This window comes from Chryseobacterium sp. SIMBA_038, assembly GCF_046535115.1.
In the GTDB taxonomy this organism is placed as follows: Bacteria; Bacteroidota; Bacteroidia; order Flavobacteriales; family Weeksellaceae; genus Chryseobacterium.
In genome coordinates this window covers 144765-170655 of sequence record NZ_JAWRXH010000002.1, presented here as the reverse complement: position 1 = coordinate 170655, position 25891 = coordinate 144765, and the positions used below count along the sequence as shown (strand labels likewise).

General features: G+C 33.6%; 19 protein-coding genes. 9 read left to right on the top strand and 10 right to left on the bottom strand.

What is annotated here, in order from left to right; translation table 11 throughout:
- Positions 1 to 16 precede the first annotated feature (16 nt).
- From SB689_RS06955 to SB689_RS06910, 10 genes are all read right to left on the bottom strand, one after another.
- Positions 17 to 1522, bottom strand: a complete 1506-nt coding sequence (locus tag SB689_RS06955; protein WP_410691410.1) for a hypothetical protein — start codon at positions 1520 to 1522, stop codon at positions 17 to 19.
- 23 nt (positions 1523 to 1545) lie between these two features.
- Positions 1546 to 2484, bottom strand: a complete 939-nt coding sequence (locus tag SB689_RS06950; protein ID WP_410691409.1) for a glycosyltransferase — start codon at positions 2482 to 2484, stop codon at positions 1546 to 1548.
- Positions 2485 to 2505: 21 nt separating this feature from the next.
- Entirely contained in the window at positions 2506 to 3066 is a 561-nt protein-coding gene (locus SB689_RS06945; protein WP_410691408.1) for an acyltransferase, read from the bottom strand.
- A complete protein-coding gene (locus tag SB689_RS06940; protein WP_410691407.1) occupies positions 3056 to 3478 on the bottom strand; it encodes a sugar 3,4-ketoisomerase in 423 nt (140 codons plus the stop codon). Before SB689_RS06940 ends, SB689_RS06945 begins: the two co-directional genes overlap by 11 nt.
- Positions 3468 to 3869, bottom strand: a complete 402-nt coding sequence (locus SB689_RS06935; protein ID WP_410691406.1) for a sugar 3,4-ketoisomerase — start codon at positions 3867 to 3869, stop codon at positions 3468 to 3470. Before SB689_RS06935 ends, SB689_RS06940 begins: the two co-directional genes overlap by 11 nt.
- A gap of 1 nt (position 3870) precedes the next feature.
- Positions 3871 to 5124, bottom strand: a complete 1254-nt coding sequence (locus SB689_RS06930; protein WP_410691405.1) for a polysaccharide ABC transporter ATP-binding protein — start codon at positions 5122 to 5124, stop codon at positions 3871 to 3873.
- A gap of 40 nt (positions 5125 to 5164) precedes the next feature.
- Positions 5165 to 6013, bottom strand: a complete 849-nt coding sequence (locus SB689_RS06925; RefSeq protein WP_410691404.1) for an ABC transporter permease — start codon at positions 6011 to 6013, stop codon at positions 5165 to 5167.
- A 175-nt stretch (positions 6014 to 6188) separates the two neighbouring features.
- Positions 6189 to 7049 (bottom strand): glucose-1-phosphate thymidylyltransferase RfbA, encoded by an 861-nt coding sequence (gene rfbA, locus SB689_RS06920; RefSeq protein ID WP_410691403.1) that lies wholly within the window; start codon positions 7047 to 7049, stop codon positions 6189 to 6191.
- 9 nt (positions 7050 to 7058) lie between these two features.
- Positions 7059 to 8138, bottom strand: a complete 1080-nt coding sequence (gene rfbB / locus SB689_RS06915; protein ID WP_410691402.1) for a dTDP-glucose 4,6-dehydratase — start codon at positions 8136 to 8138, stop codon at positions 7059 to 7061.
- Positions 8139 to 8142: 4 nt separating this feature from the next.
- Positions 8143 to 9456, bottom strand: coding sequence for a UDP-glucose dehydrogenase family protein (locus SB689_RS06910; protein WP_410691401.1), 1314 nt, complete (start codon positions 9454 to 9456; stop codon positions 8143 to 8145).
- Positions 9457 to 9673: 217 nt separating this feature from the next.
- On the opposite strand from SB689_RS06910, the gene rimP reads away from it, so the two are divergent.
- From rimP to fabD, 9 genes are all read left to right on the top strand, one after another.
- On the top strand, positions 9674 to 10141 hold the full coding sequence (gene rimP, locus SB689_RS06905) for a ribosome assembly cofactor RimP (protein ID WP_410691400.1): 468 nt from the start codon (positions 9674 to 9676) through the stop codon (positions 10139 to 10141).
- Between the two features lie 16 nt (positions 10142 to 10157).
- Positions 10158 to 11393 (top strand): transcription termination factor NusA, encoded by a 1236-nt coding sequence (gene nusA / locus SB689_RS06900; protein WP_066753336.1) that lies wholly within the window; start codon positions 10158 to 10160, stop codon positions 11391 to 11393.
- 78 nt (positions 11394 to 11471) lie between these two features.
- Positions 11472 to 14489 (top strand): translation initiation factor IF-2, encoded by a 3018-nt coding sequence (gene infB, locus SB689_RS06895; RefSeq protein ID WP_410691399.1) that lies wholly within the window; start codon positions 11472 to 11474, stop codon positions 14487 to 14489.
- 307 nt (positions 14490 to 14796) lie between these two features.
- Positions 14797 to 17661 (top strand): SusC/RagA family TonB-linked outer membrane protein, encoded by a 2865-nt coding sequence (locus SB689_RS06890; RefSeq protein ID WP_410691398.1) that lies wholly within the window; start codon positions 14797 to 14799, stop codon positions 17659 to 17661.
- Positions 17662 to 17690: 29 nt separating this feature from the next.
- Positions 17691 to 19259, top strand: a complete 1569-nt coding sequence (locus SB689_RS06885) for a RagB/SusD family nutrient uptake outer membrane protein (RefSeq protein WP_410691397.1) — start codon at positions 17691 to 17693, stop codon at positions 19257 to 19259.
- Between the two features lie 137 nt (positions 19260 to 19396).
- On the top strand, positions 19397 to 21334 hold the full coding sequence (locus tag SB689_RS06880; RefSeq protein WP_410691396.1) for a putative porin: 1938 nt from the start codon (positions 19397 to 19399) through the stop codon (positions 21332 to 21334).
- A gap of 15 nt (positions 21335 to 21349) precedes the next feature.
- Complete coding sequence (bshC, locus tag SB689_RS06875) at positions 21350 to 22936, top strand: bacillithiol biosynthesis cysteine-adding enzyme BshC (RefSeq protein ID WP_410691395.1); 1587 nt, start codon at positions 21350 to 21352, stop codon at positions 22934 to 22936.
- A gap of 38 nt (positions 22937 to 22974) precedes the next feature.
- The gene (locus SB689_RS06870; RefSeq protein ID WP_410691394.1) at positions 22975 to 24933 is read left to right on the top strand and encodes a LysM peptidoglycan-binding domain-containing protein; all 1959 of its coding nucleotides are present in this window, start codon (positions 22975 to 22977) and stop codon (positions 24931 to 24933) included.
- 70 nt (positions 24934 to 25003) lie between these two features.
- Positions 25004 to 25879, top strand: a complete 876-nt coding sequence (gene fabD, locus SB689_RS06865) for an ACP S-malonyltransferase (protein ID WP_410691393.1) — start codon at positions 25004 to 25006, stop codon at positions 25877 to 25879.
- The last annotated feature ends 12 nt before the right edge of the window (positions 25880 to 25891 follow it).

Below are 25891 nucleotides of genomic sequence, written 5' to 3'. Positions count from 1 at the left end.
TTTATAAATATATAAATTATTCAGAATCCTTAATCATAGTAATATTTTGGGGCTCGACAAGATAAAGCTTTAATATTTTTCTAAATATGATATAAGTAATTAATAAAATCCCGCCGTATATCATTGAATTATTCGTTGATAGCCAAGGCCCCTGGAATTGGAAATATCGCTGTGAGGGAAATTCTAAGAAATTTGGCCCAGGAAAAGCGTTGTTTAAAAAACCTTCTGGAGAATTAATAGTGTACCAAAAACGTGACCAGACCAATTGAAATGCAAATATGCCTATCAGTAATTTGATGTTAAATTTATATTCTTTAATAGAGTCTAAAAATAAAATAACAACAAAAGGGTATAGCTGTAAAAATTGTCTAGTTTCTGTTCCTAAAGAGAAAAGAATGAATATAATTAGTATAATTTTTTGAAAAGAATCTGTTTTTCTCATGTAGGAAAAAAAGATTCGGTGAAAGTATAGGATAAAAATTATAAAGATTCCATAGTATATAAAGTGGGTTATTAAAAACTTTAAGGGAAATGAGGTCGCCTGTTGTGCTATATTAAATAAGAATTTTTCTAACGAAAGTGTATTTTGCCCATGGAAATTAAAACTTAAATATTTACTAACTAGGAAATAGGTAACTAATATACCAACAGGGAAAATAAACATTGAAGAGGAGTAACCTTTTAAATTTAAATAGATTTTATCTAATAAAGGTAAAATATATTTCAGCGCGAGAAAAATAAAACCACCCAGTAAGAATATTGTAATTGGGATTAGTCCTGCTGCAGACTGTATACTGAAATCAGATGCCGTTTTTAGAATCAACAGGTCATAATTATGGTAATAAAAGTATAGTAATGATAAAATAATAGGAATAAATATAACTAGCCTATAAGTTTTGATATGTTTTTTAATTTCAATACCTTTTTCATTAAAAACAATAAAATTAGCCGTAATTAGAGCCAAAACAATAAGAATTGTTGTTGGAAAAATAAACATGAAAATCAATAAGGAAGTATAAAACTTAACCTTATTTTTAGCGAGATAGTAATAATATAATATTAAGCCGGATGTGAAGCCAAAAACATCCATTAAAATTGGATAAAAATTAGAAAATTTTAAAATAAAAAAATTAACAAATAAAAAGCAGAAACCAAGAATAGTCGTGCTTTGCGAATATTTTTTTATTTGAGCTATTTTAAAATAATAATAAATTGCAACTATAATACTTAAAAAATTTAATGCTAAAAATACAGCTTCAATATTAGTTAAAGTATATTCAATATTTAAAATCCGGAATAGACAATGACCTATTGTAGGAATTAATAGTCTTGAATTGTAATACGGTGTAAAAGTTTGAGAACGAAGAAGATGAGAGAAGTTTTTTACGATCGCGACGTAATTTTTTTCATCAAAAATGTCGGCATATTTAAAGGGAAGAGTGTCCATACTTATAAAAGCATATAATAAGCTTAATAAGAAAATGGATAACAGATAATGAATGGGTTTTATATTTTTCAACATTATTAATTAGAATTAAAAAGATGCTATTTATTTTTAATAATGTATCCTGGACGATTTTTCACTTCTTCAAAAATTCTCCAAATATATTCTGCAATAATTCCTAATGAAAATAGAATTAATCCTCCAAAAAATGAGATGAAAAGTATAATGCTTGTCCATCCTTTTGGCAGCATATCTCCCCAATAAGGATCTCCAAATAATTTCATGTAGGAATAAAAAATGATCAATAAAAATGAGATCAAAGAGACCCAGAGTCCAAGGTTAAAAATAAATTTGATAGGAAATGATGAAGATGAAAAAAAAGTATCTTTTGCTAGTCTTATTTTTTTCTTCAACGTCCAACGAGACTTTTCGTTGACTCCCAAAGGTCTGTGATATCCATAAAAATAGGGATTAAAACCTAACCTTAAAATTTCAATAACCGTTGATGTGTTTATGGGATGGATCTTTTTATTAAGTATATCAATAATTTCTCTGTCAATAAAAAATAGATCAGCACCTCCGGTAGGAAATTGAACCTCCGTTAATTGATTCATTATTTTGTAGTATGTTTCAGAAAAGAGACTGCTTTTCCAATCATCATCTCGAGTAATCCTGTGAGGAATAATGATTTTTTCTCCTTTTAACCATAGATTGTACATGTCTACGATAGTATCATAAGGCTGTTGCTCATCATCTACAATAGGCAATGCACACGCACCTTCACAAATAGAAAGTCCTGCGAAAATTGAATAATGACTTGTATAGTTTTTACTCAATTGAAAAGCCTTTACATTGGGCTCTTGCTTTTCTAAATCTAAAGCTACTTGATATGAATTATCTTTAGAACCATCATCAACTATAATAAACTCGAATGGTATATTGTGTTCGTTCAGTAATTTTTTAATATTACTATAAACTCCCAGAATTCGGTGTTCACTATAATAAGAAAGCAGAATTAAAGATAATTTTTTTGATTCCATTTGTGTAATATTAAATAGTCTTTATATGCCGGGATTTTTCACAACTAATTGTGTGTCTTCAAAAATATATTCTTTTCCTGATTCGTCCTTTAAATCTAGATTTAAAAGAACTCCTTCTTTAGTTATAAAACCTCGGTGTTTAGCAGGATTTCCATACCATACAGTGTTTGCAGGTATATCTTTTGTGATAACACTTCCTGCACCAATTAAAGCACTTTCTCCAATAGTATTTCCTGCGATAATGGTAGAGTTTGCTCCAATTGAAGCTCCTTTCTTTACCAAAGTTTTGCTAAATTCTAATGGATATTGCTTAGATCGAGGGATTAAATCATTAGTAAAGGTAACATTGGGGCCAATAAATACATTGTCTTCTAATGTTACTCCATCCCAAACCTGTACTCCTGGTTTTATGGTAACATTATTTCCTATAACTACGTCATTTTCAATAAGGACGTTACAGTTAATATTACAATTATTACCAATTTTAGCACCTTTTAAAACAACGCAGAACTGCCAAATCATGGTTTCTTCACCTATGTTTTCTGTTTGCACATCTGCTAAATCATGAATTTTATTTTTCATTTTGTAAGCTTAAGAAAGTTGAATAATCTCTTACATAATCTGCTTCATTGTATTGATGAGAAGCTAAAACAAGGCAAATAGCTCCGGAAGAAAAATTAATTTCTGAAGCCCATATTCCTGGAGGAATGTGTAATCCTAAATCGGGGCGATTAAGAAAAATCTGTCTTTTGAATTTTCCATCATCCAATGAAACTTCAAAACTTCCGCTTGCGGCAATTAGAAACTGATGACATTCTTTGTGAGAATGAGCTCCTCTGCTTTCTCCGCCTGCGATATCATATAAATAAAAAATTCTTTTTATGTTGAATGGAAATCCAGAGTTATTCTCAACGACTGTAAGATTACCTTCGTCAAAATTAATTTTGCCTAAATCTATAGTGCTGCAGTCAAATACAGAAAGGTTATTTTTCATTTGCCAATTTTTTAAATTCATCAAAATCTCTGATATAATCACTCTCATTATAAGTCTTATCTGAAACTATCAGTGCTAACGAATTGGTAGAAAAATTTTCTAATTTGCGCCAATACATTTTCGGAACATATAGCCCGTAATAAGATCTGTTTAGAGAAAATGATTTTTCTTCTTTTCCGTCATGTATTATTACATCAAAACTTCCTGAGAGTGCAATGATAAATTCTTGCTGTTCTTTGAATGCATGACTTCCTCTGACCTCGCCGCCCGGTACATCATAAATCCAATATGTTCTTTCTATCTGAAAGGGTAATTGATTAGGATGTTCAAAAAAAGAGAGATTTCCTCGTTTATCTAAAATTTTCGGTAGATTTATTATTTTTGGATCCATGTTAGAAGATTTTAAAATCTAATTGTGGTCTTATGATTCCCGGAAGGAGATTCAAATTTTGCCCTAATTTTACGTTTTCAACTTCAAAACCAATAAGGTTTGGAGCAACATATAGCGGAATTCTCTGATCTTCTCCGAAAATAAGTTTAAAGTAATAATTTCCTGCATTGAGAAGGTTTTTTGGAAGAGTAAATTCTACAGAATATTCCTTAGCTTTAGAATTATTGTTCGTAGAAATCAAAGTTCCGGTATGGAAAATAGCTACTTCTTCATAAGTTCTTAATTCAAAAGTAGTATCTAAATTTATTCCTGCTTTATAATTAAAAAACCTTAGTTTTATTCGTACACCAGATTCTATATCAATCAATGATCCTTCGTTTGGTTCTGCGGAGAATTCTAAAATTCTGATATTTTCATTTCCCGGAGCGGTTTCTAAAGGACCTTCATGTAAAAAGTGTGAGCTTTGCTCGTTATTTTTTTGATATTCAGTAATCGTATTAATGATATTACCAGAATATACCAGTTGTCCTTGATTAAGTAAAATTCCTTTTGTACAAAGCTCTTTTATAGCAGTCATATTATGACTTACAAATAAAATCGTTCTTCCTTCTCCTTTTGTAACGTCTCCCATCTTTCCAAGACATTTTTTTTGGAAATCTGCATCACCTACTGCTAAAACTTCATCTACGATTAAAATTTCAGATTCCAAATGAGCTGCAACAGCAAATGCCAAACGTACATACATTCCTGAAGAGTATCTTTTTACGGGAGTATCGATATATCTTTCTACGCCTGAAAAGGCAACAATTTCGTCAAATTTTCTTGTGATTTCTTTTCTTGTCATCCCGAGGATTGCTCCATTAAGATAAACATTTTCGCGCCCTGTCATTTCAGGGTGAAAACCTGTACCTACTTCCAACAAAGAAGCAATTCTTCCATTCGTATGAATTGTTCCGGTAGTGGGCTTTGTAACTTTGCTTAAAAGTTTTAGTAAAGTTGATTTTCCAGCACCATTTCTTCCAATAATTCCTACGGCATCACCTTGTTGAATTTCAAAATCAATGTCGCGAAGAGACCAAACGTATTCAGAATTCCCTTTGGAAGTTCTGTCGTTAGCTTCTCCAATTTTTAAATAAGGGTCTTCTTTTCCCCTTACTTTATGCCAAAATCTATTAAGATCATGAGAAAGAGTACCTGTTCCCACCTGTCCTAAACGATATTGTTTTGATATGTTTTCTGCTTTTAAAGCTAGCATGTTTTTAAATTTTAATTTTTATCAAGTGTTTTTAGCTCAATTATACTGTATCCATAAAGGTTTTCTCTACTTTATTGAAGGTAACAATACCTATAAATAGAAGAATGATCGTTATAATTGTACTTACTATTAACATTGTAGGTGAAAAATCCCCAACACCAAGCCAGCCATATTTGAAGCATTCAAAAATACCGGTTAGCGGATTAAACTTAGCTAAATTTTTAAAATATCCAGGGAGCATAGATACAGGATAGATAACGGGCGTTGCATACATATATAAGCTTATACCGAAACCTAGTAACATACTTAGATCTTTGTATTTGGTAGTAAGTGCAGAGAATATCATTCCGACACCTAAAGCAAATAAAGCCATGAGAATAAATAGAAAAGGTGTTGCCAATATCCACCAATTTGGAGTGATTTCTTTATTAGCAAGATAATAAATCCAAGCAACTATAAATAAAATAAACTGAACGCCAAGACGCATCAGGTTTGAAATTACAATTGAAATGGGGGTAACCAACCTTGGAAAATAAACTTTTCCGAAAATATTGGCATTTCCTGTAAACGTACTGGATGTTCCTAATAAAGATCCGGAAAAATAATTCCATAAAGTAACGCCTGCAAGATAAAATAATATACCTGGAGCCCCGTCAGTAGGAAGTTTAGCAAATCTTCCAAAAATAATTAAATAGGTAATTGTCGTAAAAATGGGATTAACAAAAAACCAAATCGGACCTAAAATAGTTTGCTTGAAACTTGATATGAAATCTCGTTTTACAAACATATAAATAAGGTCTTTGTACCTCCAGACTTCTTTTAATTGTAAATCAAATAAAGAATGGTTGGAACCTATCGTTTCTGTCCACTTTTGTTGTGGTTCATTCATCTGTGTAGAAATTTATGCAAATTTATAATAATTAATTTATCTTAAAATTTTTAGATTATGAATTATTCTTCATATTGACCTAAAAATAACAACTAATGTATTGAAAAATATCGTTATGAGCAAAAACTATCGACCATAAGGCCAATAGTTTTCTTAATTATTAATATTGTTCGGATTATTTTACCAGTTGCTTAAGATATTCGCCATATCCACTTTTACCATATTTTACGGCAGTTTCTAATAGCTTTTCTTCGTTGATAAATTTATTTCTGAAAGCAATTTCTTCGATGCAGCCTATCTTGAAGCCTTGTCTTTTTTCGATAACACTTACAAATTCTGATGCGTCATGAAGAGAGTCGAATGTTCCTGTGTCCAACCAAGCTGTTCCTCTGTCAAGAACGCCTACTTCAAGCTTATTTTTGCTTAGATAAACATTATTTATATCAGTTATTTCAAGTTCTCCTCTTGGTGAAGGCTGTATGTTTTTTGCAATTTCTACAACATTATTATCATAAAAATATAGGCCGGGAACGGCGTAGTTTGATTTTGGGTTTGTAGGTTTTTCCTCTATAGAAACAGCCTTGAAATCTTTGTCAAATTCTACAACACCATACCTCTCAGGATCTGATACGTGATAAGCGAAGACAACACCACCATCAGGATTTGTTTTATCTCTTAATAAAGCTCCCATTCCGGAACCATAAAAGATATTATCTCCCAAAACTAGTGCAGCAGAATCATTACCGATGAATTTATCACCTAAAATAAAGGCTTGCGCTAAACCATCCGGACTAGGCTGAACAATATATTCTATATTACATCCGATTTGTGAACCATCACCTAAAAGCTTGATAAATCCTGCTTGATCGTGTGGAGTTGTGATTATTAAAATGTCTTTAATTCCTGCTAATAACAACGTTGAAAGCGGATAGTAGATCATCGGTTTGTCATAAACAGGCATCAGTTGCTTGCTTACGGCGATTGTAAGAGGGTAAAGTCTTGTGCCGGAACCTCCGGCTAATATTATTCCTTTCATTTTGTGTTTTTAATTGTATTGATTATCGTAATATTTCTGATAATCTCCGTTGGTGATATTCTCTAACCATTCTTTGTTTCCAAGATACCAGTCGATTGTTTTTCCTAAACCTTCTTCAAAAGTTACAGACGGTTTCCATCCAAGATCTGCATTAAGTTTAGTAGCATCGATAGCATAACGTTTGTCGTGCCCTGGTCTGTCTTTTACAAAAGTGATTAATTTTTCAGAATGGCCTTCAGGTTTCCCTAATTTAGCATCCATTTGCTTAATTAATTCTTTCACCAAGTCGATATTTTGCCACTCGTTGAAACCTCCAATGTTGTAAGTTTCTCCAGTTTTAGCTTCATTAAAGATTTGATGAATACCTTTTGCGTGATCAATCACATATAACCAGTCTCTTGTATATTTTCCGTCACCATAGATTGGTAAAGGTCTTTCATTGATAATATTTGAAATACAAAGTGGAATTAACTTTTCAGGGAAATGGTTCGGACCATAATTGTTTGAACAATTTGATACGATAAAAGGCATTCCGTAAGTGTTTCCATACGCTCTAACCAAATGATCAGAAGCAGCTTTTGAAGCTGAATATGGAGATTGTGGATCGTAAGCTGTTGTTTCTAGAAAAAATCCTGTTTCTCCTAAACTTCCGTATACTTCATCGGTTGACACGTGATAGAATAAGTTTTGTCTTTTTTCATCAGGGAATCTTCCGTGCGTATGATCTGGGTTTAATGTCCAGAATTCTTTGCAAAGATTAAGAAGATTGGCAGTTCCGTTTACATTCGTATTAATAAATGCCATAGGATCTGTAATACTTCTGTCAACATGACTTTCTGCTGCCAAATGAACTACAGCGTCAGGATTGTATTTTTCGAATACTTTTCTTAATTCTTCCGGATTTGTGATATCTGCTTTTTCGAAAACGTAATTAGGTTCGTTTTCGATGTCTTTTAAATTTTCCAGATTTCCGGCATAAGTAAGAGCATCAAGATTAATGATGGTTGTATTTGGATTGTTTTTCACAAATTCTCTTACAACGTGGGATCCTATAAATCCTGCTCCTCCAGTAATAATTATATTTTTCATCTGATTATTTTGAAATTGTCTTTCTTCCTATACTTTTATAATGGAATCCGTTTTGTTCCGGGATTTCCAATGGATACATGTTTCTTCCGTCAAAAATAACTTTATTTTTCATTTTTTTAGCCATTAGTTCAAAGTTTGGATTCTTAAACTCAGGCCATTCTGTAGCGATAAATAAAGCATCAACACCTTCTAAGGCATCGTACATTCCTTTGGCATATTCTATTTTGTCACCAAGGATTTTTTTAACGTTATTTTCAGCAACAGCATCGTATGCAACAATTTTCGCGCCTTTTTTTAATAAAAGATCGATATTGTCTAACGAAGAAGCTTCACGAATGTCATCTGTATTGGCTTTAAAAGCTAATCCCCACATGGCAATTGTTTTTCCTTCAACACTTCCTCCAAAATATTTTTCAATTTCTGAAACTAAAATTACTTTTTGAGCAATATTTACATTTTCAGTCGCTTCCAATATTTGGAAATTGAAATCTTCCTGCTTTCCAGATCTTATTAATGCTTTTACATCTTTAGGAAAACAACTTCCACCATATCCGATTCCAGGGAATAAGAATCTGTGACCGATTCTGTCGTCACTTCCCATTCCTAATCTTACTTTATCAACGTCTGCACCTACTTTTTCACAATAGTTTGCAATTTCGTTCATAAATGTGATTTTCACAGCTAGGAAAGAATTGGCAGCATATTTAGTTAATTCAGATGATTTCTCATCCATAAATATAATAGGAATACCAGTGTTGGTAAATGGCTGATAAATTTTAGCCATAATATCTTTCGCCTTTTCAGAACTAGATCCTACAACTACTCTTGCGGGATTCATTGAGTCTTCAACAGCAAAGCCTTCTCTTAAAAATTCAGGATTAGAAACTACGTCGAAAGGGATGTTTGTTTTTGAAGCAATTACTTCGCTTACTCGATCTGCAGTACCAACGGGAACAGTACTTTTATTAACAACAACTTTATATTCTGTCATTAATTCACCGATATCGTTTGCAACCTTCAAAACGTAAGAAAGATCTGCAGAACCATCTTCTCCAGGTGGAGTAGGTAATGCAAGATATACCACTTCGCTTTTGTCTAAAGCTTCTTTTAAATTGGTAGTGAAAAATAATCTCTCAGATTGAATGTTTCTAAGAAACATTTCCTCAAGGTTCGGCTCATAGATGGGAACTACGCCGTTTTTCATACCTTCTACTTTTTTTTCATCAATATCTACACAGTATACTGAATTGCCAAGTTCTGCTAGGGTAGTTCCTGTGACTAATCCTACATAACCTGTACCTACAATCGTTATATTCAAAATGTATGTTTTTAAAAATTCAGGACAAAAATAGTAAAAATACTTTCATCACGTCTCTTAATTTAATGTAAATCTATATTAACTTACCTGCTTGATTATAAGAGATTTTGCTTTTTTAGAAAAAATTTGTATATTTGCATTGGATTTACGGAAAAAAATGAGAAGGCTTCGGAAGAAAGCCTTTTTTCGTACAGGTAAACCAAGGTTAATATTATTTATGGAGTTTAGAAAAAAAATTGAAGAATTATTAAATGAATTCCTTGACACAAGAAAAGATTTATTTCTTATTGATTTAAAATTTTCGGCAGGGGATGATATTACGGTGATTTTGGATGGAGACAGCGGAGTTACTTTGCAAGACTGCCTTGATGCGAGTCGTGCAATAGAATTCAATATGGATCGCGAAGAACATGATTTCAGCTTACAGGTGATGTCTGCGGGATTAAGCGAACCATTGGCAACTCCAAGACAATTCAATAAAAATCTAGGAAGAGACATCGAAGTTTTACTTACAGATTCTTCTGAGATTGAGGGTGAACTGTCTAAAGTAGACAACGAAAAGATCACTCTTATTTTACGTTACCGAAAACCGAAAGAAGTAGGTAAAGGTAAAGTAGATGTGGAGGAGGAAAGAGAAATTCCTTACTCTGAGATTAAGAAAGCATTAGTAGCAATTAAATTTTAAAAAGAAAAAAGAATAAATGGATAATATAGCGTTGATTGAATCCTTTGGTGATTTTAAAGACGAAAAAGGGATCAGTAAGATTGATCTTATGGCGATTATTGAAGATTCACTGAAGACTCTTTTGAGAAAAAGATTTGATTCAGATGATCATTTTGATGTAATTGTGAACCCGGATAAAGGAGATTTTCAGATATTTTTAAATAAAACGATTGTAGAGGACGAAATGTCGGAAGACGATGATTTGGAAATCGAAATCTCTGAGGCGAAGAAAATAGACCCTACTTTCGAAGTGGGTGAGGATTTTACGATGGAAATTCCTGTTGCTCAGTTAGGAAGAAGAAACATCCTTACTTTGAAGCAGATTTTAGCGACTAAATTGCAGGAGCACAACAACGCAATGTTGTACGAGCAGTTTAGAGACAGAATCGGTGAGATCGTAATTGGAGAAATTCACCACATCCGTCACAAACATGTGATCTTGTTGGATGATGAAGAGAATGAATTTATTTTGCCAAAAGAAAATCAGATCAGTTCCGATTTCTTTAAAAAAGGTGAAAATATCAGAGCTATTGTAGAATCAGTAGATTTTAAAGGTTCAAAACCTCAGATTATTATTTCCAGAACTGCACCTAAATTCCTAGAGAAGTTATTAGAGCTGGAAATTCCTGAGATCCAAGACGGTACTATTATGTTGAAAAAGGTAGTAAGAATTCCTGGTGAAAAGGCGAAGATCGCAGTAGATGCTTATGATGACAGAATAGATCCGGTTGGTGCCTGTGTAGGTGTGAAAGGATCAAGAATTCACGGAGTTGTAAGAGAGTTGAGAAATGAAAACATCGATGTTATTCAGTGGTCTAAAAACCCTGAGATTTTAGTGAAGAGAGCTTTAGGAAATGTTACCATCAATAAAATTGACATCAACGAGGAAACCAATTATGCTTTGGTTTATACCCCGGTTGAAGAGATTTCTAAAGTTATCGGTAAGCAAGGGCAGAATATCAGACTGGCTTCTTGGTTAACGGGATATGAAATTGATGTATTTAGAGAGTCTAGCGAAGATGATGATGTTGAATTGAGAGAATTTAATGACGATATCGAACAGTGGATTCTGGATGAATTTAAGAAAGTAGGTCTTACTACTGCGAAATCAGTATTAGATAAAGATACGGAAAGTCTTATTAAAATGGTTGACTTGGAAGAGGAGACGATTGAAGATGTTAAACGTATTCTAAGAGAAGAATTTGAAAGTTAAGATTTTTAAATAAATTTTAATAATCAGTAAAAAGAAATACTTTAATTTTAAGAATTAAAAAAATAGTAAATATAATAGATGCCAAAAATAAGATTAAATAAAGCGGTTAAGGAATTCAATATTTCGATGTCCAGATTAGTAGAATTTTTACAGGCTAAGGGTATCGAGGTTGAAAGCAATCCTAACGCTCAATTAGAAGAAGCGGCATATTCTGCATTGGAAGCTGAGTTTGCCAAAGATGGCGAGCAACGTAAGGCTTCCCATGAGGTGGTGATCACAAAAGTTCCGGAAGAAAAACTGGAAATTGAAGAAAAGAAAACCCCTGAAGTAATAAGAGCTAAAGCTAATAAACCGGAAACTAAGATTTTAGGTAAAATAGACCTGGAGCCTAAAAAGCCTGAAGTTGAAGAAGTTCCTGTTGCTCCCGCAGCAGTAGCACCGGTAGTGGTAGAAGAAAAGAAAGTTGAAGTAGTAGTAGTGCCACAAACCCCAATACCAACGCCAACACCTGAACCAGAAGTGAAGGCAGCTCCTGAAAAAGAAAAACAGGAATTCAAAGTTCTGGATAAAATAGACTTGTCTCAGATAGAATCTAGAAATAGACCTGTAAAAAAAGATAAACCTAAAGTGGAAGATAAAAAAGCGGAGGAAAAACCAGTTGAGCCTGTGAAACAAGCTCCAAAACCCGTTGTAGAGCCCGTAGCTAAACCTGTTGAGGTAAAAGCTGAGCCTAAAATAGTAGAAGCTGAACAACCTCAAGAGTCTCAAAAAATTGAAACGGTTTATCAAAAACTTGATGGACCTAAAATTGTTGGTGAAAAAATTGACCTAAGTCAGTTTGCACCAAAACCAAATTCTGGGGCTAAAAAGAAAAGAAAAAGGATTGAAAAACCTGGTGGCCCTAATCAGCCAAACACAGGAAACAATCAACAAGGAGGAAATAATAACAACCAAGGCGGTCCTCAAGGAAACCGTCCTCCAGGGCAAGGTAACAGCCAACAAGGTGGGAACCGTCCTCCAGGACAAGGTGGTCAAGGAAACCGTCCACCGGGACAAGGTGGTCAAGGTGGTCCTCGTTTTGGAAATAACCAAGGTAACCGTCCTCCTGGACAAGGTGGTGGTTTCAAAAAAGGCCCAGGTGGTCCAGGAAACAACAACAGACCTGGTCAAAGAACGATGCCTGTTGAATTAACTGACGAGCAAGTTAAAAACCAGATCAAGGAAACCCTTGAAAAATTAACCAACAAAGGAGGTAAATCTAAATCTGCTAAACACAGAAAAGATAAAAGAACTTACCGTAGAGAACAAGATGAGCGTCAGCAGGAAGCAGATGCAAGAGATACTTCACTAAAAGTTACAGAATTCATCACTGTCGGAGAATTGGCAAGTTTGATGGATGTAAGTGCAACAGAAGTAATTTCTGCATGTTTCTCTCTAGGAGTAATGGTAACAATGAACCAAAGACTGGAAGCTGATACTTTATTATTAGTTGCAGATGAATTTGGTTATAAAATAGAATTCTCGGATGCTGACCTTGAAGAGGTAGAATCTGAAGAGGATATGGATACTGAGGAGGATCTTTCTCCAAGAGCTCCAATCGTTACAGTAATGGGTCACGTTGACCACGGTAAAACTTCATTACTTGACTACATCAGAAAAACAAATGTTATCGCTGGTGAATCTGGAGGAATTACACAGCATATTGGTGCTTACAACGTGAAATTGGAAAATGGTCAGAGAATTACATTCTTAGATACACCAGGTCACGAAGCTTTTACAGCAATGAGAGCCAGAGGTGCTCAGGTTACAGATATTGCAATTATTGTAATTGCAGCAGATGATGATGTGATGCCTCAAACGAGAGAAGCAATTTCTCACGCACAGGCTGCAGGTGTACCAATGATTATTGCATTGAATAAAGTGGATAGACCGAGCGCAAATCCTGATAACATTCGTCAACAACTTTCTGGAATGAATATTTTAGTTGAAGAATGGGGAGGAAATGTTCAGGCGCAAGAGATTTCTGCGAAATTTGGTAATAACATGGATGTTTTATTAGAAAAAGTATTACTTCAGGCAGAAATGCTTGATTTAAAGGCTAATCCAGATAGAAATGCTCAAGGTGTTGTTATTGAAGCTTCATTAGATAAAGGAAGAGGATATGTTGCTACCATTTTAGTACAAACAGGTACTTTAAAAGTTGGTGATTATGTTGTTGCAGGTAAAAACCACGGTAAGGTAAAAGCAATGCTTGATGAAAGAGGTAGAAACCTTAAGGAAGCAGGACCATCTATTCCGGTAACTATTTTAGGTTTAGACGGAGCTCCAACAGCTGGTGATAAGTTTAAAGTATATGAAGATGAAGGTGAAGCTAAAACTATTGCTAACAAAAGAGAGCAGCTTCAGAGAGAACTTTCTATCAGAACTAAGAAACATACAACACTTGAAGAACTTGGTAGAAGAATTGCTCTAGGTGAATTCAAGGAATTGAATATTATCCTGAAAGGTGACGTTGATGGTTCAGTTGAAGCATTATCAGATCAATTACAGAGATTATCTACAGCCGAGATCAATGTAAACATTCTTCATAAAGGTGTTGGACAGATCACTGAGTCTGATGTTAACCTAGCAACTGCTTCAGATGCAATTATTATCGGATTTAATGTAAGAGCCGGTGGTAATGCTAAAGAATTGGCAGATAGAGAAGAAATCGAGATCAGAACATACTCTGTAATTTATGCTGCTATTGACGAAGTTAAAGAAGCAATGGAAGGTATGCTTTCTCCTGAAATTAAAGAGCAGGTAATTGGTAATGTTGAGATTAGAGAAGTCTTCAAGATTTCTAAAGTTGGAACAATTGCAGGTTGTATGGTTCTTTCAGGAAAAGTAACGAGACAGTCTAAAGTAAGAGTACTTCGTGACGGTATTGTGAAATTCGATGGCGAGCTAGAAAGCTTAAAACGTTTCAAAGATGACGTAAAAGAAGTAACAAAAGGTTACGAGTGCGGATTGAACTTAAAAGGTTATAATGACATCGAAAACGGTGATATTCTTGAGGTTTATGAAGAAGTAGCTGTTAAGAAGAAATTGAAATAAATAGTTTTTAACTATATGAAAACCACTTTTTTATAAAGTGGTTTTTTTTATTTCTTAAATGATTTTAATTTATAATAGTTCTAAATAATATTTGAAATTTTGAAAAAAATATGTTAAATGTTTTTTTTGATATGAAAAAAATACATTTTATGAAATAATAACTGCCTATTATTGTTGAATCCTATTTATTTTATAGGAAATTTAGAGTTTCCATTAAAAAAAACTAACACATATATAGTTAAAAAACTTGCAAGTGTTAATATTTATTAACATATTTGCCCATTAAAATATATTAAAATTTGTTAATATGAATGTTAAACTACGTGTATTAAGTGCGGGAGCTTTGTTTTTCTTAGGACAGGCTGCTTTTGCGCAAAAAACTAAGAAGGATACTACTTCTAAAGAAACTAGAATTGAAGAGGTTGTAGTTTTGGGATATAGTAAAACAGCAACTAAGGCTAAATCTACTGCTGCATCAACTACAATTAGTTCTGAAACACTTGAAAATCGTCCTAACTCAACTTTCTTGAACTCAATTCAAGGGACGGCTCCAGGATTATCTGTAAACTCTAATTCAGGATCTCCGGGTTCTGGTAAGATTGATATCTTGATTCGTGGTCTAGGTTCTTTGAATGCAAGTGCTGACCCATTATATGTTATTGATGGACTTTCAACTTCTGCAACTCAATTTAGAAACTTAAATCCTAATGATATTGAAAGTTTAAGTATCTTGAGAGATGCACAAGCAACTTCAATTTATGGTAACAGAGGAGCGAATGGAGTTATTGTAATTAATACGAAAACTGGTAAATTCAATTCTGGACTTAGATTGTCATATGATGCTTTGACGTCGTTCTCGACTTATCCGAAGACTGACTATAATATGGCAAATGGAACGCAGTTCATGCAAATAATCCATAATTATGATGATACTCTGATTTCTCAAGATGAAGTTAATGCTAATACTACAAATACAGACTGGAGTAAGGAGTTTATGAGAACTGGTATTAGCCAGCAACATAACTTAGCAATTCAGGCTGGTGGCGAAAATGTTTCACTATATTCATCTTTAGGATATTTAAATAACGAAGGTGTTATTAAAGGAACTGATTTTCAAAGGTTTACTTTTAGAAATAACATTACTGGTCAATCTAAGAATAAAAAATTTACGTATGCTGCAATGCTAAACGTAGCATATTCAAAAAGACATCAGTTAGACGAGGAAGAGAACTCTGGTATTTCTGCTAACTCTGTTCAAAATGTATTGTTTGGAACGTTATTATCAGATCCTTCTTTAGGACCATACCCATTTAATAATGGTAAAGAAATGTATGCTGCTGTTGGAGGAGCTAGTTCAGGGGTTAGACCTTGGGTTCTTTATGATAACTTAATCGGTGGTGTACAGAATAAATATGAAGAGACTACAATTAATGGTAATTTCAAAACTTCATATAAATTAACAGATTATTTAACGGTAGGAAACAGAACAGGTATCGACTATAGAATGTCTGATAGAAGTTTTGCTAGATCTCCACTAGGTTATTTATCAAATGCAGTAGCTGTTCCAACAGGTGCCGCATTCGGAGGTTCAGAAACTCTTAATAATATTAAGGATTTTAACTTTAATACTGTTACCAACGTTACTTATAATCAGCAATTTGGAGAACATGATATTACTGTTGGTGTGTATATGGATTATATGAAATCTCATTATATAACAAAACAGCAAACTCAAAATGGATTAGATCCACTTCTATGGAAATTAGGAGCTGGTACAGGATATATTCCATTTAGTTCAGATACTCCTTCATTCTATGCTCCTTCAATAAATGCTTCTAAAATTTCAGGAGGTACTTTAGCCTATTTTGCTACTGTGGATTATGATTATGCAGGTAAATATGGTGTAAGTGGTGTTGTAAGAAGAGATGCTAGTTATAGATTTAGTGGAGAAAATAAATGGGAAACATTTTGGTCAGTAGGAGGTAGATGGAATATTGATAAAGAAGCCTTTATGGGAGATACTAAGTTTAGAATGTTAAAACTTAGAGCTTCATACGGTACTCAGGGTAACCAAAACTTAGGGTCAGCTGTTAATAACCAAAATCCAATGTTCTTATTTCCAAACTATTACATTGATATAATAAATGCTACTGCAGCAGGTACTGGTGGATACCAGAATACTTATGGATATCTATATAGATTAGGAAATCCTTATTTACAGTGGGAGAAGCAGGCTATGGCCAATGTTGGTTTAGATTTTAACTACAATGGAGTAATTGAAGGTACATTTGATGTATATAGAAAATTAACTTCAAATCTATTCAATGGAACTACTGTTTCTGCTGGAGTTGGTTCATCTACTTTCTATACTGTTAACGGTAATAATGGAGAGATGGAAAATAAAGGTATTGAAGCTAGTTTAAAAGGAAATATCATCAGAAAACAAGATTTTAGATTATCTGTATTCGCAAATGCTGGATATAATAAGAATAAAATTAAATCATTACCTAATGAGAGTTTAGTAGATGATAACGTAAATGCAATAGGAGGACCTGCTTATCAGTGGCAACTTTATCACTATGTAGGAGTAAATCCTGAGACTGGTGAGATGCAATTCCTAGATAAAAATGGAAATATTACTGAAGCTCCAACAGCAAATGACAGAGTTTTAACAGGTAAATCTATTTACGCTAAAGTTAATGGAGGTTTTGGGTTTGATGTAGATTACAAAGGTTTCTTTGCTAATGCATTATTCTCTTTCCAAGCTGGTGGATGGCAGTATGACAATTTACATGCTTGGACAATGGATCCATCATATGCAGCGGCAGGATTGAACGTTTCTGCAGATTTGCTAAATGCTTGGACTCCTGAAAATACAGGATCTGACGTACCAAGTGTTACAGCGCTAAATACTGGAACGGATGGTTCATCTGATAGATTCTTATATAAAACAGATTTCGTTAGATTGAAGAATGTATCTCTAGGATATAGTTTTACTAAAAATCAACTTCAAAATCTTCCAATTAGATCACTTAAATTATTTGTTCAGGCAGAAAATTTATATACATGGACAAAATGGAAAGGATATGATCCTGAGCCAGTAGCACAGTATTCGTTAGGGGTATATCCAAACCCTAAAACAATTTCTGTGGGTGTAAATGTTGAATTCTAATTAAATCTTTTATTCTAAATTAAATTAAAATGAAAAAAAATATAATAAAAATACTTTTTATTAGTGCTTCAATGCTAACGGGTGGGTTAGTTATGAATAGCTGCCAGGATAGTATTGATATCGTCCAAGAGGGTGAAGCGTATGAAAGTCAGATTACTACTGTAAGCCAGTTAACAAGTTATTTAACAGGATCAGTATATAATTTACTTGAACCAACTAATGCTAACTATCTTACTGCTGTTTTAACAGACGAAGTAGCTCCAGGTATTGGTAGTGGAGGTCAAGAGTTTCAACTTCACAGATTCTTTTTAGATAGCAATGACACTTATACTTCAAATATTTGGGCTAATAACTATTTAGTAATTAATAGAGTTAACCACCTATTAGAGGTTGCAAAACACGTAACGCCTGCAGTTGGAGCAGAAACAACTACATATAATAAGGCGATAGCTCAGGCAAGAGCGATTAGAGCATATTGTTATTTGCAATTAGAAACTTATTTTTCTACAGATATGAAAAATGAGAATGCTTTAGGAGTAATGTGGTTAGAAGGTGTTCCTCCAGATATATTTAATTTCTCATCACCTCGTCTTACTAATAAAGCTATCTATGATCTAGTAAAGGCTGATCTAGACTATGCAAGATCTGTTTTACCATATATGAGTGCTGATACAGGAGCTCTAAGTTCGAATACAAGATTTTATGCAAGTAAAGATTTTGTTAATGCTGTTGCTGCTAGATATAACTTATATAGTGGTAAATATGCACTAGCTAAGCAATATGCACAGGATGTTGTTACAAATGTTAGTTTTGCACTAACATTAGCTACACCAATGACAAGTACTGCTGCTCCTACAATTGGAAATGCTGCTTGGAATTCCGCTTGGTATAATGCATCAACTGCATTTAATCCATATAGAAGAATGTGGGGTGATTTAGATAGAGGTGAAGTTATTTTCTCTCTTAACAGATTAGCTACAGGAGCTGGTGGCGCTATTGGTACTTTCTATAATACAAATAGTTCAGCTATCACGGGTAATCCAATGTGGTTTTGGGGTAAAAATCTTTACGATCAATTTAATGTAGCTGGTGATGTAAGAAAGTATGCATATGTTGATCCATCAGCTAATCCATATTTATCATTAAACTATTTTGTTATTGATAAGTTTCCTGGTAAACCAGGTTCTCCAACTAGAAATGATGTAAAAGTTTTTAGATTATCAGAAATGTATTTTATTTTGGCAGAAGCCGCAGTTGAAGAAGGTGATTTTACTCAAGCAGCAACTTATATCAACAATGTAAGAACAGCTAGAAGATACACTGGTACCCCAACAACACCAGTATATACTAATAAACAAACTGCTTATGCAGATATCTTAAAAGAAAGAAGAATCGAGTTGGCATTAGAAGGTCACCGTTATATCGATCTTAAGAGATTGGCTACAATAGCAGGTGTAGCAATGGATAGAAATCCGGCAGATGATAATGTAGCGGTATCCAATTTACCTAATGGAAGTTATAAATATACTTTACCTATTCCATTGGCAGAGATTACTGGTAACCCAGGAATGGCTGGACAACAAAACCCTGGTTATTAATCAAACAATAATCATATAATTTAAACCCTGCTCTAAGCAGGGTTTTTTATTTCCTTTTATTTCTTATTTTTGCTGTACAAAATTTGATGTGGGAACTTCATGTTGCATGTGACTTTTTGAATAATATAAACGAACATATGAAGTATATACTTTTTATAATAATCTTCTTCAGCCTTATTTCTAAAGCTCAGGTTGTTAATAAAACAGATTCTAATAAACTTAAAGAAAATCCTTCGGATACCTTAGTGGTTGACTCTGGAACAAAAGATTCCTTAAAAATATTTAAGCCTACCATTAATGATTATCTACATCAAACACAGTTTTCTGAAAAAAAGGTGTTTGATACGGTTATGACTTTTGAAAAGACTTATATTTTTTCGCAGTATAATAACAAAGATAATTTTGGGAGAGTACAGTTTGCTAATATCGGAGCTGGCTTTAATCCGTTATCTTATGAAGTGAACGCTGAACAAAATTTGGCTTTATTACCAGAGAATAAATCGTATGGAATTATAGGCATCAATGATGTTCAGTATTACGATGTAAAAACACCAACGGCTACATTTGTCTACCATAATGCAATGAAGAATGGAGCAGCGCTGAAATCAACCTACACTCAAAACATAGGTAAAAGATTCAATTTTGCTTTGGAATATACAGGATTGCGTTCACAGGGTATGTACAGAAACTTTTTGGCTGCCAATAATAACACTTTATTTTCCGGACACTATGTTTCTAAAAGCGGAAATTATGAATTGTTTGCCCATTATTTACACCAAAATGTAAACAATCAGGAAAATGGTGGAATCATTGAAGATGATCTTTTCCAAAGTGGTGACAGTGATTACAAGAACAGGCAAAATGCTCAGGTTAATTTAGCGTCTTCAAGCTCGCAATATTCGTATAGAAGATACTATTTAAGTCATCAGTTTTCGCCTTTCAACTCAGAGAAATACCCTTTTAGAATCAGACACACGATTTCTCATCAAGGGAACAAATATTATTATGCTCAGGGATCTTTGGAACCTTATTGGTACGATGCCCCACAGGAAATCGTTGCAGGTTTTCCTCTTTCAACAAAGAAATATTCGGATAACTTAAGTAATACGGTTAGTTTGGTTTGGGATAATGAAAAGTTCAAACTTGATGCAGGAGTACGTTATCAAATGTTGAAGTTTGGAGCAACTCCGATTATGCTTCCAATCCTAGAAATTCCAAATGAGATCAAAGAAAATAGAATTGGAGCGGTAGGAAATCTTCAGGTAAAACTTTTAGATAAGATACAGTTGAATTCATTCCTTGAATTTTCAAACGGAAGCCAATTCGGGACCTATTTAAAGACAACAAATAACCTTAAGTTTGAACCGATAAAAGACTATTTCGTAAATGCTAAGGTTAATTTCCAGAGCGTTTATCCGTCATTCAATTATCTTTTAAATACATCGAGTTATAATAATTTCAATTATTATCTTCAAAATGCGAAAAATCAGGCAATCACTGAAATAGGAGGAAATGTAAATTTAAAATGGTTCAAAACAGAACTATTTGTCAACTATTTCAGAATTGATAACTATACCTATTTCGATCAGTTTGCAGCGCCTAGACAAAGCGATAGCTCATTGAATATTTCTCAAATAGGAGGTGACGCTACCTTCACTTACGGACGTTTTCATCTGAATACAAGAGTTCAGTTCCAAAACGCCTTAACGAATAAAGAATTGCTTCCAATGCCAAGCTTTATTGGTAGAGCGAATATTTTTTATCAGTCTAAAGCTTTCAAAAATGCTGCAGAAATTCAGGCTGGAATCAAAGTATATTATTTCTCAAAATTTGCATCAAGAGATTATTTCCCGATACTTAACGAATATCTTTTACCCAACTCAAGTTCATTTTCAATTGGCGGACAGCCGATCGCGGACGTTTATTTCAATATGAAGGTTAAAAAAATGTTCTTCTTTGTTGAAGGTCAGCAGATCGGGACACTTATTGCACACAATCAAGCCTATGCATTTCCACATTATCCGGTCTATGATTTTAGACTGAATCTTGGAATTGTTTGGTATTTGTTCAACTAATATTATACATCAAAGTTGAAAACAATTAATAAAATATCATTTAACGATATAGAGAGCATTCCTCAATTAATCAAAGATTTTTTGAGTCATAAAATTGAAGGTTTCGAGGGAAATACATTTTCTTTTGATAATTTTAAAAAGCAGATTCATCTAAAACAGGATTCTTTTTCGCAAGACCAGAGAAACGTTTTATTTGATGCACTTGAAGATCAATTAAAAGATCTAAAACTTTCATCAAAGCAAAAGGAAAATTTAGATAATTTAAAACAGCCAAATACTTTTACAATCACAACGGGTCATCAGTTGAATCTGTTTTCAGGTCCCGTTTTCTTTGTGTATAAAATATTGCAGACGATTAAAACTTGTACTTATTTAAAAGAAAACTTCCCTGATTTTAATTTTGTTCCTGTATATTGGATGGCTTCGGAAGATCATGATTTTGCCGAAATCAACCATTTTAAAACCGAGAATAATTATTACGAAATCAATGAAAAGTCAGGCGGGCCGGTTGGAAGAATAAAGATCAACGATACATTTTTTATTTCTGAATTTGAAAAAGAATTTAAAGATTCTGTTTTTGGTACTGAATTGATTTTGATGTTGAAAGAAGCCTATAAAGTTGGAAATACCTTAACTGAAGCCATCAAAACTTTAGTTAATAGACTTTTTTCGGATTTGGGATTACTGATTGTCGATGGAGATTCTAAAGAGCTTAAAACGCAGCTTAAAGATGTTTTTAAAGATGAACTTCTTAATTTCAGCTTACATGAAACATCAAAAGATAAAGTTGAATTTCTGACTGAAAAATACGGTAAGGTTCAGGTAAATCCTCGTGAAATTAATTTGTTCTATTTTTCAGAAACGAGAGACAGAATTGAATTTGACGGGCAGAAATATATCGTTGTAGATAAAAATATTCAATTTACTCAAGAAGAAATTCTGAATGAATTGGAAAATCATCCTGAAAAATTTAGCCCGAATGCTTTGATGCGTCCGGTTTATCAGGAAAAAGTGCTGCCGAATTTGGCTTATATCGGAGGGAATGCCGAGATCATGTATTGGCTGGAATTGAAAGATTATTTCGCCAAGATCAACATTCCGTTTCCTGTTTTGATTCCAAGAAATTCAATGTTATTTTTAAAGGAGAAAACAATCGGGAAAGTTGAAAAATTAGATCTAAAGATTGAAGATTTTTTTCAAAACTTTACGACAATTACTAATAATAAAATTTTAAGCAATAATACTATTTTAGAATTATTAGAAAAGAAGGAAAATATATTAACAAATAATTTCTCTGAATTAAAATCAATAGCAGAAACCACAGAAAAATCCTTTGGGAATATGGTAAAAGCTGAAGAAACAAGACAGTTGAAATCATTCAAAAGGATGAAAAAACGCCTTCTTCACGCGGAAAAAATCAAACAAAGCGAATTGTTAGAAAGACTGGAAAAACTATTTTTAGATGTACATCCTTCTAAGACTTGGCAGGAAAGGGTTTATAATTTTAGTGTAATCTTTGCAGATTATGGATATTCGTGGCTTGAAACTTGTTTGGAAGAAATGGTGGTTGAAGAATCCAAATTAATAATTCTTGCCATTTAATTTTAAAGAAGTATTTTTGTAAATTATAATTATCGACTATGATAAAGAGGTTTTTTATTCTATCCAGTTTATGTATGTTTTTGGGCGCGTCTGCTCAGAAATCTCACACCGTTGTAAAAGGGGACAACCCTTACAATATTGCAAAAAAATACGGAATAACTGTAGATGAATTGCTAAAACTAAATCCAAAGTTTAAAGATGGCAAACTAGCGATCGGAGATGTTGTTACGGTTAAATCGGATAAAACAACTGCCCCTTCAATTCCTAAAACAACTGCGGCTGTTGTAGAAAAAGCTAAGCCTAATTCTCAAACTGGCAGAATTATTTTACAGCCTAAACAAACCGTTTACGGCATCACAAAACAATACCGAATCTCAGAAACTGATTTGAGAAAATTAAATCCAGAATTGGATTCTCATTTAAAGATCGGTGACGAGATCACATTACCTCTTGACAGCATCAAAAAGTATGGTGGTGAGCAGGCTCAAGTTACGACTACGACTCATACGGAGGTAAAACCTGCAGAGAAAATTACGACTATTGATACTTCTAATGTTCCTGCTGAGAATAATATTTTGTATGTTGTTCAGGCAAAAGATAATTATTACAGAATTTCAAAACAGTTTAATGTCACCAAAGAAGAACTTTTTGCCTTAAATCCAGGTTTGGAGGAAAAAGGTTTAAAGCCAGGTGAGTCTATTAAAATTAGAAAATCAAATACAGCTGTTGCTGAACCGGTAGCGAACACAAAAGCTACAATGGATTCAGGAAGTGAAAAATCTTCTTCAAATTCATCAAATACTAGCGTTGCTTCAGATGATGAATATGTAACGTATACAGTTGTTCAGGGAGATACGGTTTTCTCCATTGTAAATAAATTCGGAGTTTCGATTGATGAGCTTATTGCCCTAAATCCAGATTTATCTCACGGATTAAAAACAGGAATGGTTTTAAAGATTAAAAAACTAGATCCTGCATATATTAAGAAAAATGGCGATGCGTTGAGCGTAGTTTTAATGCTTCCTTTCGGTTACAGCACCAACGAAACTCAATACAGAACAATGGCTTTGGATTTCCTTACAGGCGCTAAATTAGCGATCGAAAGAAATGCAAGAAACGGCCAGAAATTAGATATTAAAATCGTTGATTCAGGAAATGAAGCGTCATTTAAAAACTCAATGACTCAGATCAATCCTAACAATACGGATTTAATTATCGGTCCATTCTTTAAGTCTAACGTTATAGATGTGCTAGACTTTACTAAAAATCAAAAAATCCCGGTTGTTGCACCATTTGCCAACTCTCCGGAATTATATAATTACAGCAATTTAATTATTGTTGAAACAAATGATCAGACATACGCTGATAAAATTATTGAGGAGGTAAAAGGTGTTTATTCTGACCAAAAAATTTATGTAGTTGCAGATGCTAAAAAAGACAATGCGAATTACATTAAAGCAGGTTTGGAAAAGGCGGTTAAAAATCCTAATGTAATTATCGTAAACTCTCCTGCAGATATTCAGGTTGACCAAAATATGATGACGGGACAATCTGCGCCGGTTATTGCGATCTTAGCTAATGATAATGACGCTTTAGGTGATGCTTTTGCGAATAGAGTTATTGCTTTGTCTAAAGAAGTTCAGGGAGTAAAAGCTTTCAGTATGTACTATTCTCCAGTTTTTGAAAAGAAAGTGGATGATTTGAGTCAGGCTAATTTGGTGTATTTAATGGATAGAAAGATCAATGCCGATGGTGGTTTTGAAAAAGAAATCCTTGCAGCATATAAAAGTAAATATTGCAAAACTCCACCTAAATATGCAATCGTAGGTTTTGATGTCGTAAATGATATGTTGACCAGAGAAAACAAAAAAGGAGAGATTTTCAAGCAAATGAATAAAGTTCAGACTCAATTGGCAACAAAATTTGAGTTTGTAAAATCTAAAGCAAACGGAGCTTATGTAAATACAGGTTATCGTGTGATTAGATTGGTTCCATAAATGATTTGAATCAATTTAATGAAAAACGTTAACATTATATTTATATTTGCATAATATTTTAAATCAATACATGAAAGCACTTGTATTTCCTGGGCAGGGTTCTCAGTTCGTAGGAATGGGAAAAGAATTGTACGATTCTAGAAAAGACATAAAAGATCTGATGGAATCTGCCAACGAAATTTTAGGGTTTGATATCCTTTCCATTATGTTTAATGGAGCAGATGAAGATCTTAAGAAAACGGAGGTTACCCAGCCTTCAATTTTTATACATTCAGTCGCTGCGTTGAAAGCAGTGAACGGTCTTGGAGCCGAAATGGTTGCAGGACATTCTTTAGGAGAATTTTCAGCACTAGTTGCCAACGGAGTCTTATCTTTTGATGACGGTCTGAAATTAGTTTCTGAAAGAGCAAAAGCAATGCAGGACGCTTGCAACGCAAATCCAAGCTCAATGGCAGCAATTTTAGGATTGGAAGATGCTAAAGTTGAAGAAATCTGCGCGCAAATCAGCGGAATTGTTGTTCCTGCAAATTACAACTGTCCCGGACAATTGGTAATTTCTGGCGAAACAGCAGCTGTTGAAGAAGCTTGTATTAAACTGAAAGAAGCTGGAGCAAAAAGAGCTTTATTGTTACCTGTGAATGGTGCATTCCATTCTCCATTGATGCAGCCGGCGCAAGAAAGATTGGCAGCAGCAATTGAAAAGACAAAATTCAGAAACGCAACGATTCCAGTTTATCAGAACATCACAACGACAGCGGTGACAAACCCTGACGAGATCAAACAAAACTTGATTGCACAATTGACAGGTCCCGTAAAATGGACGCAGTCAGTTCAAAATATGATTAAAGACGGTGCAACTAATTTTATTGAAGTTGGACCAGGAAAAACGCTTCAAGGGCTAATCAAGAAAATTGATGGTTCTGTAGACGTTGCTTCTGCAATTTAATCAAATAAAAAA

Coding starts and splice junctions, on each gene's coding strand:
- SB689_RS06870 (WP_410691394.1), top strand. CDS start 22,975: ATGATAAAGAGGTTTTTTATTCTATCCAGTTTATGTATGTTTTTGGGC.
- SB689_RS06925 (WP_410691404.1), bottom strand. CDS start 6,013: ATGAATGAACCACAACAAAAGTGGACAGAAACGATAGGTTCCAACCAT.
- SB689_RS06885 (WP_410691397.1), top strand. CDS start 17,691: ATGAAAAAAAATATAATAAAAATACTTTTTATTAGTGCTTCAATGCTA.
- infB (WP_410691399.1), top strand. CDS start 11,472: ATGCCAAAAATAAGATTAAATAAAGCGGTTAAGGAATTCAATATTTCG.
- fabD (WP_410691393.1), top strand. CDS start 25,004: ATGAAAGCACTTGTATTTCCTGGGCAGGGTTCTCAGTTCGTAGGAATG.
- SB689_RS06890 (WP_410691398.1), top strand. CDS start 14,797: ATGAATGTTAAACTACGTGTATTAAGTGCGGGAGCTTTGTTTTTCTTA.
- SB689_RS06950 (WP_410691409.1), bottom strand. CDS start 2,484: ATGGAATCAAAAAAATTATCTTTAATTCTGCTTTCTTATTATAGTGAA.
- SB689_RS06880 (WP_410691396.1), top strand. CDS start 19,397: ATGAAGTATATACTTTTTATAATAATCTTCTTCAGCCTTATTTCTAAA.
- SB689_RS06930 (WP_410691405.1), bottom strand. CDS start 5,124: ATGCTAGCTTTAAAAGCAGAAAACATATCAAAACAATATCGTTTAGGA.
- rfbA (WP_410691403.1), bottom strand. CDS start 7,049: ATGAAAGGAATAATATTAGCCGGAGGTTCCGGCACAAGACTTTACCCT.
- SB689_RS06945 (WP_410691408.1), bottom strand. CDS start 3,066: ATGAAAAATAAAATTCATGATTTAGCAGATGTGCAAACAGAAAACATA.
- SB689_RS06940 (WP_410691407.1), bottom strand. CDS start 3,478: ATGAAAAATAACCTTTCTGTATTTGACTGCAGCACTATAGATTTAGGC.
- nusA (WP_066753336.1), top strand. CDS start 10,158: ATGGATAATATAGCGTTGATTGAATCCTTTGGTGATTTTAAAGACGAA.
- rimP (WP_410691400.1), top strand. CDS start 9,674: ATGGAGTTTAGAAAAAAAATTGAAGAATTATTAAATGAATTCCTTGAC.
- rfbB (WP_410691402.1), bottom strand. CDS start 8,138: ATGAAAAATATAATTATTACTGGAGGAGCAGGATTTATAGGATCCCAC.
- SB689_RS06955 (WP_410691410.1), bottom strand. CDS start 1,522: ATGTTGAAAAATATAAAACCCATTCATTATCTGTTATCCATTTTCTTA.
- SB689_RS06935 (WP_410691406.1), bottom strand. CDS start 3,869: ATGGATCCAAAAATAATAAATCTACCGAAAATTTTAGATAAACGAGGA.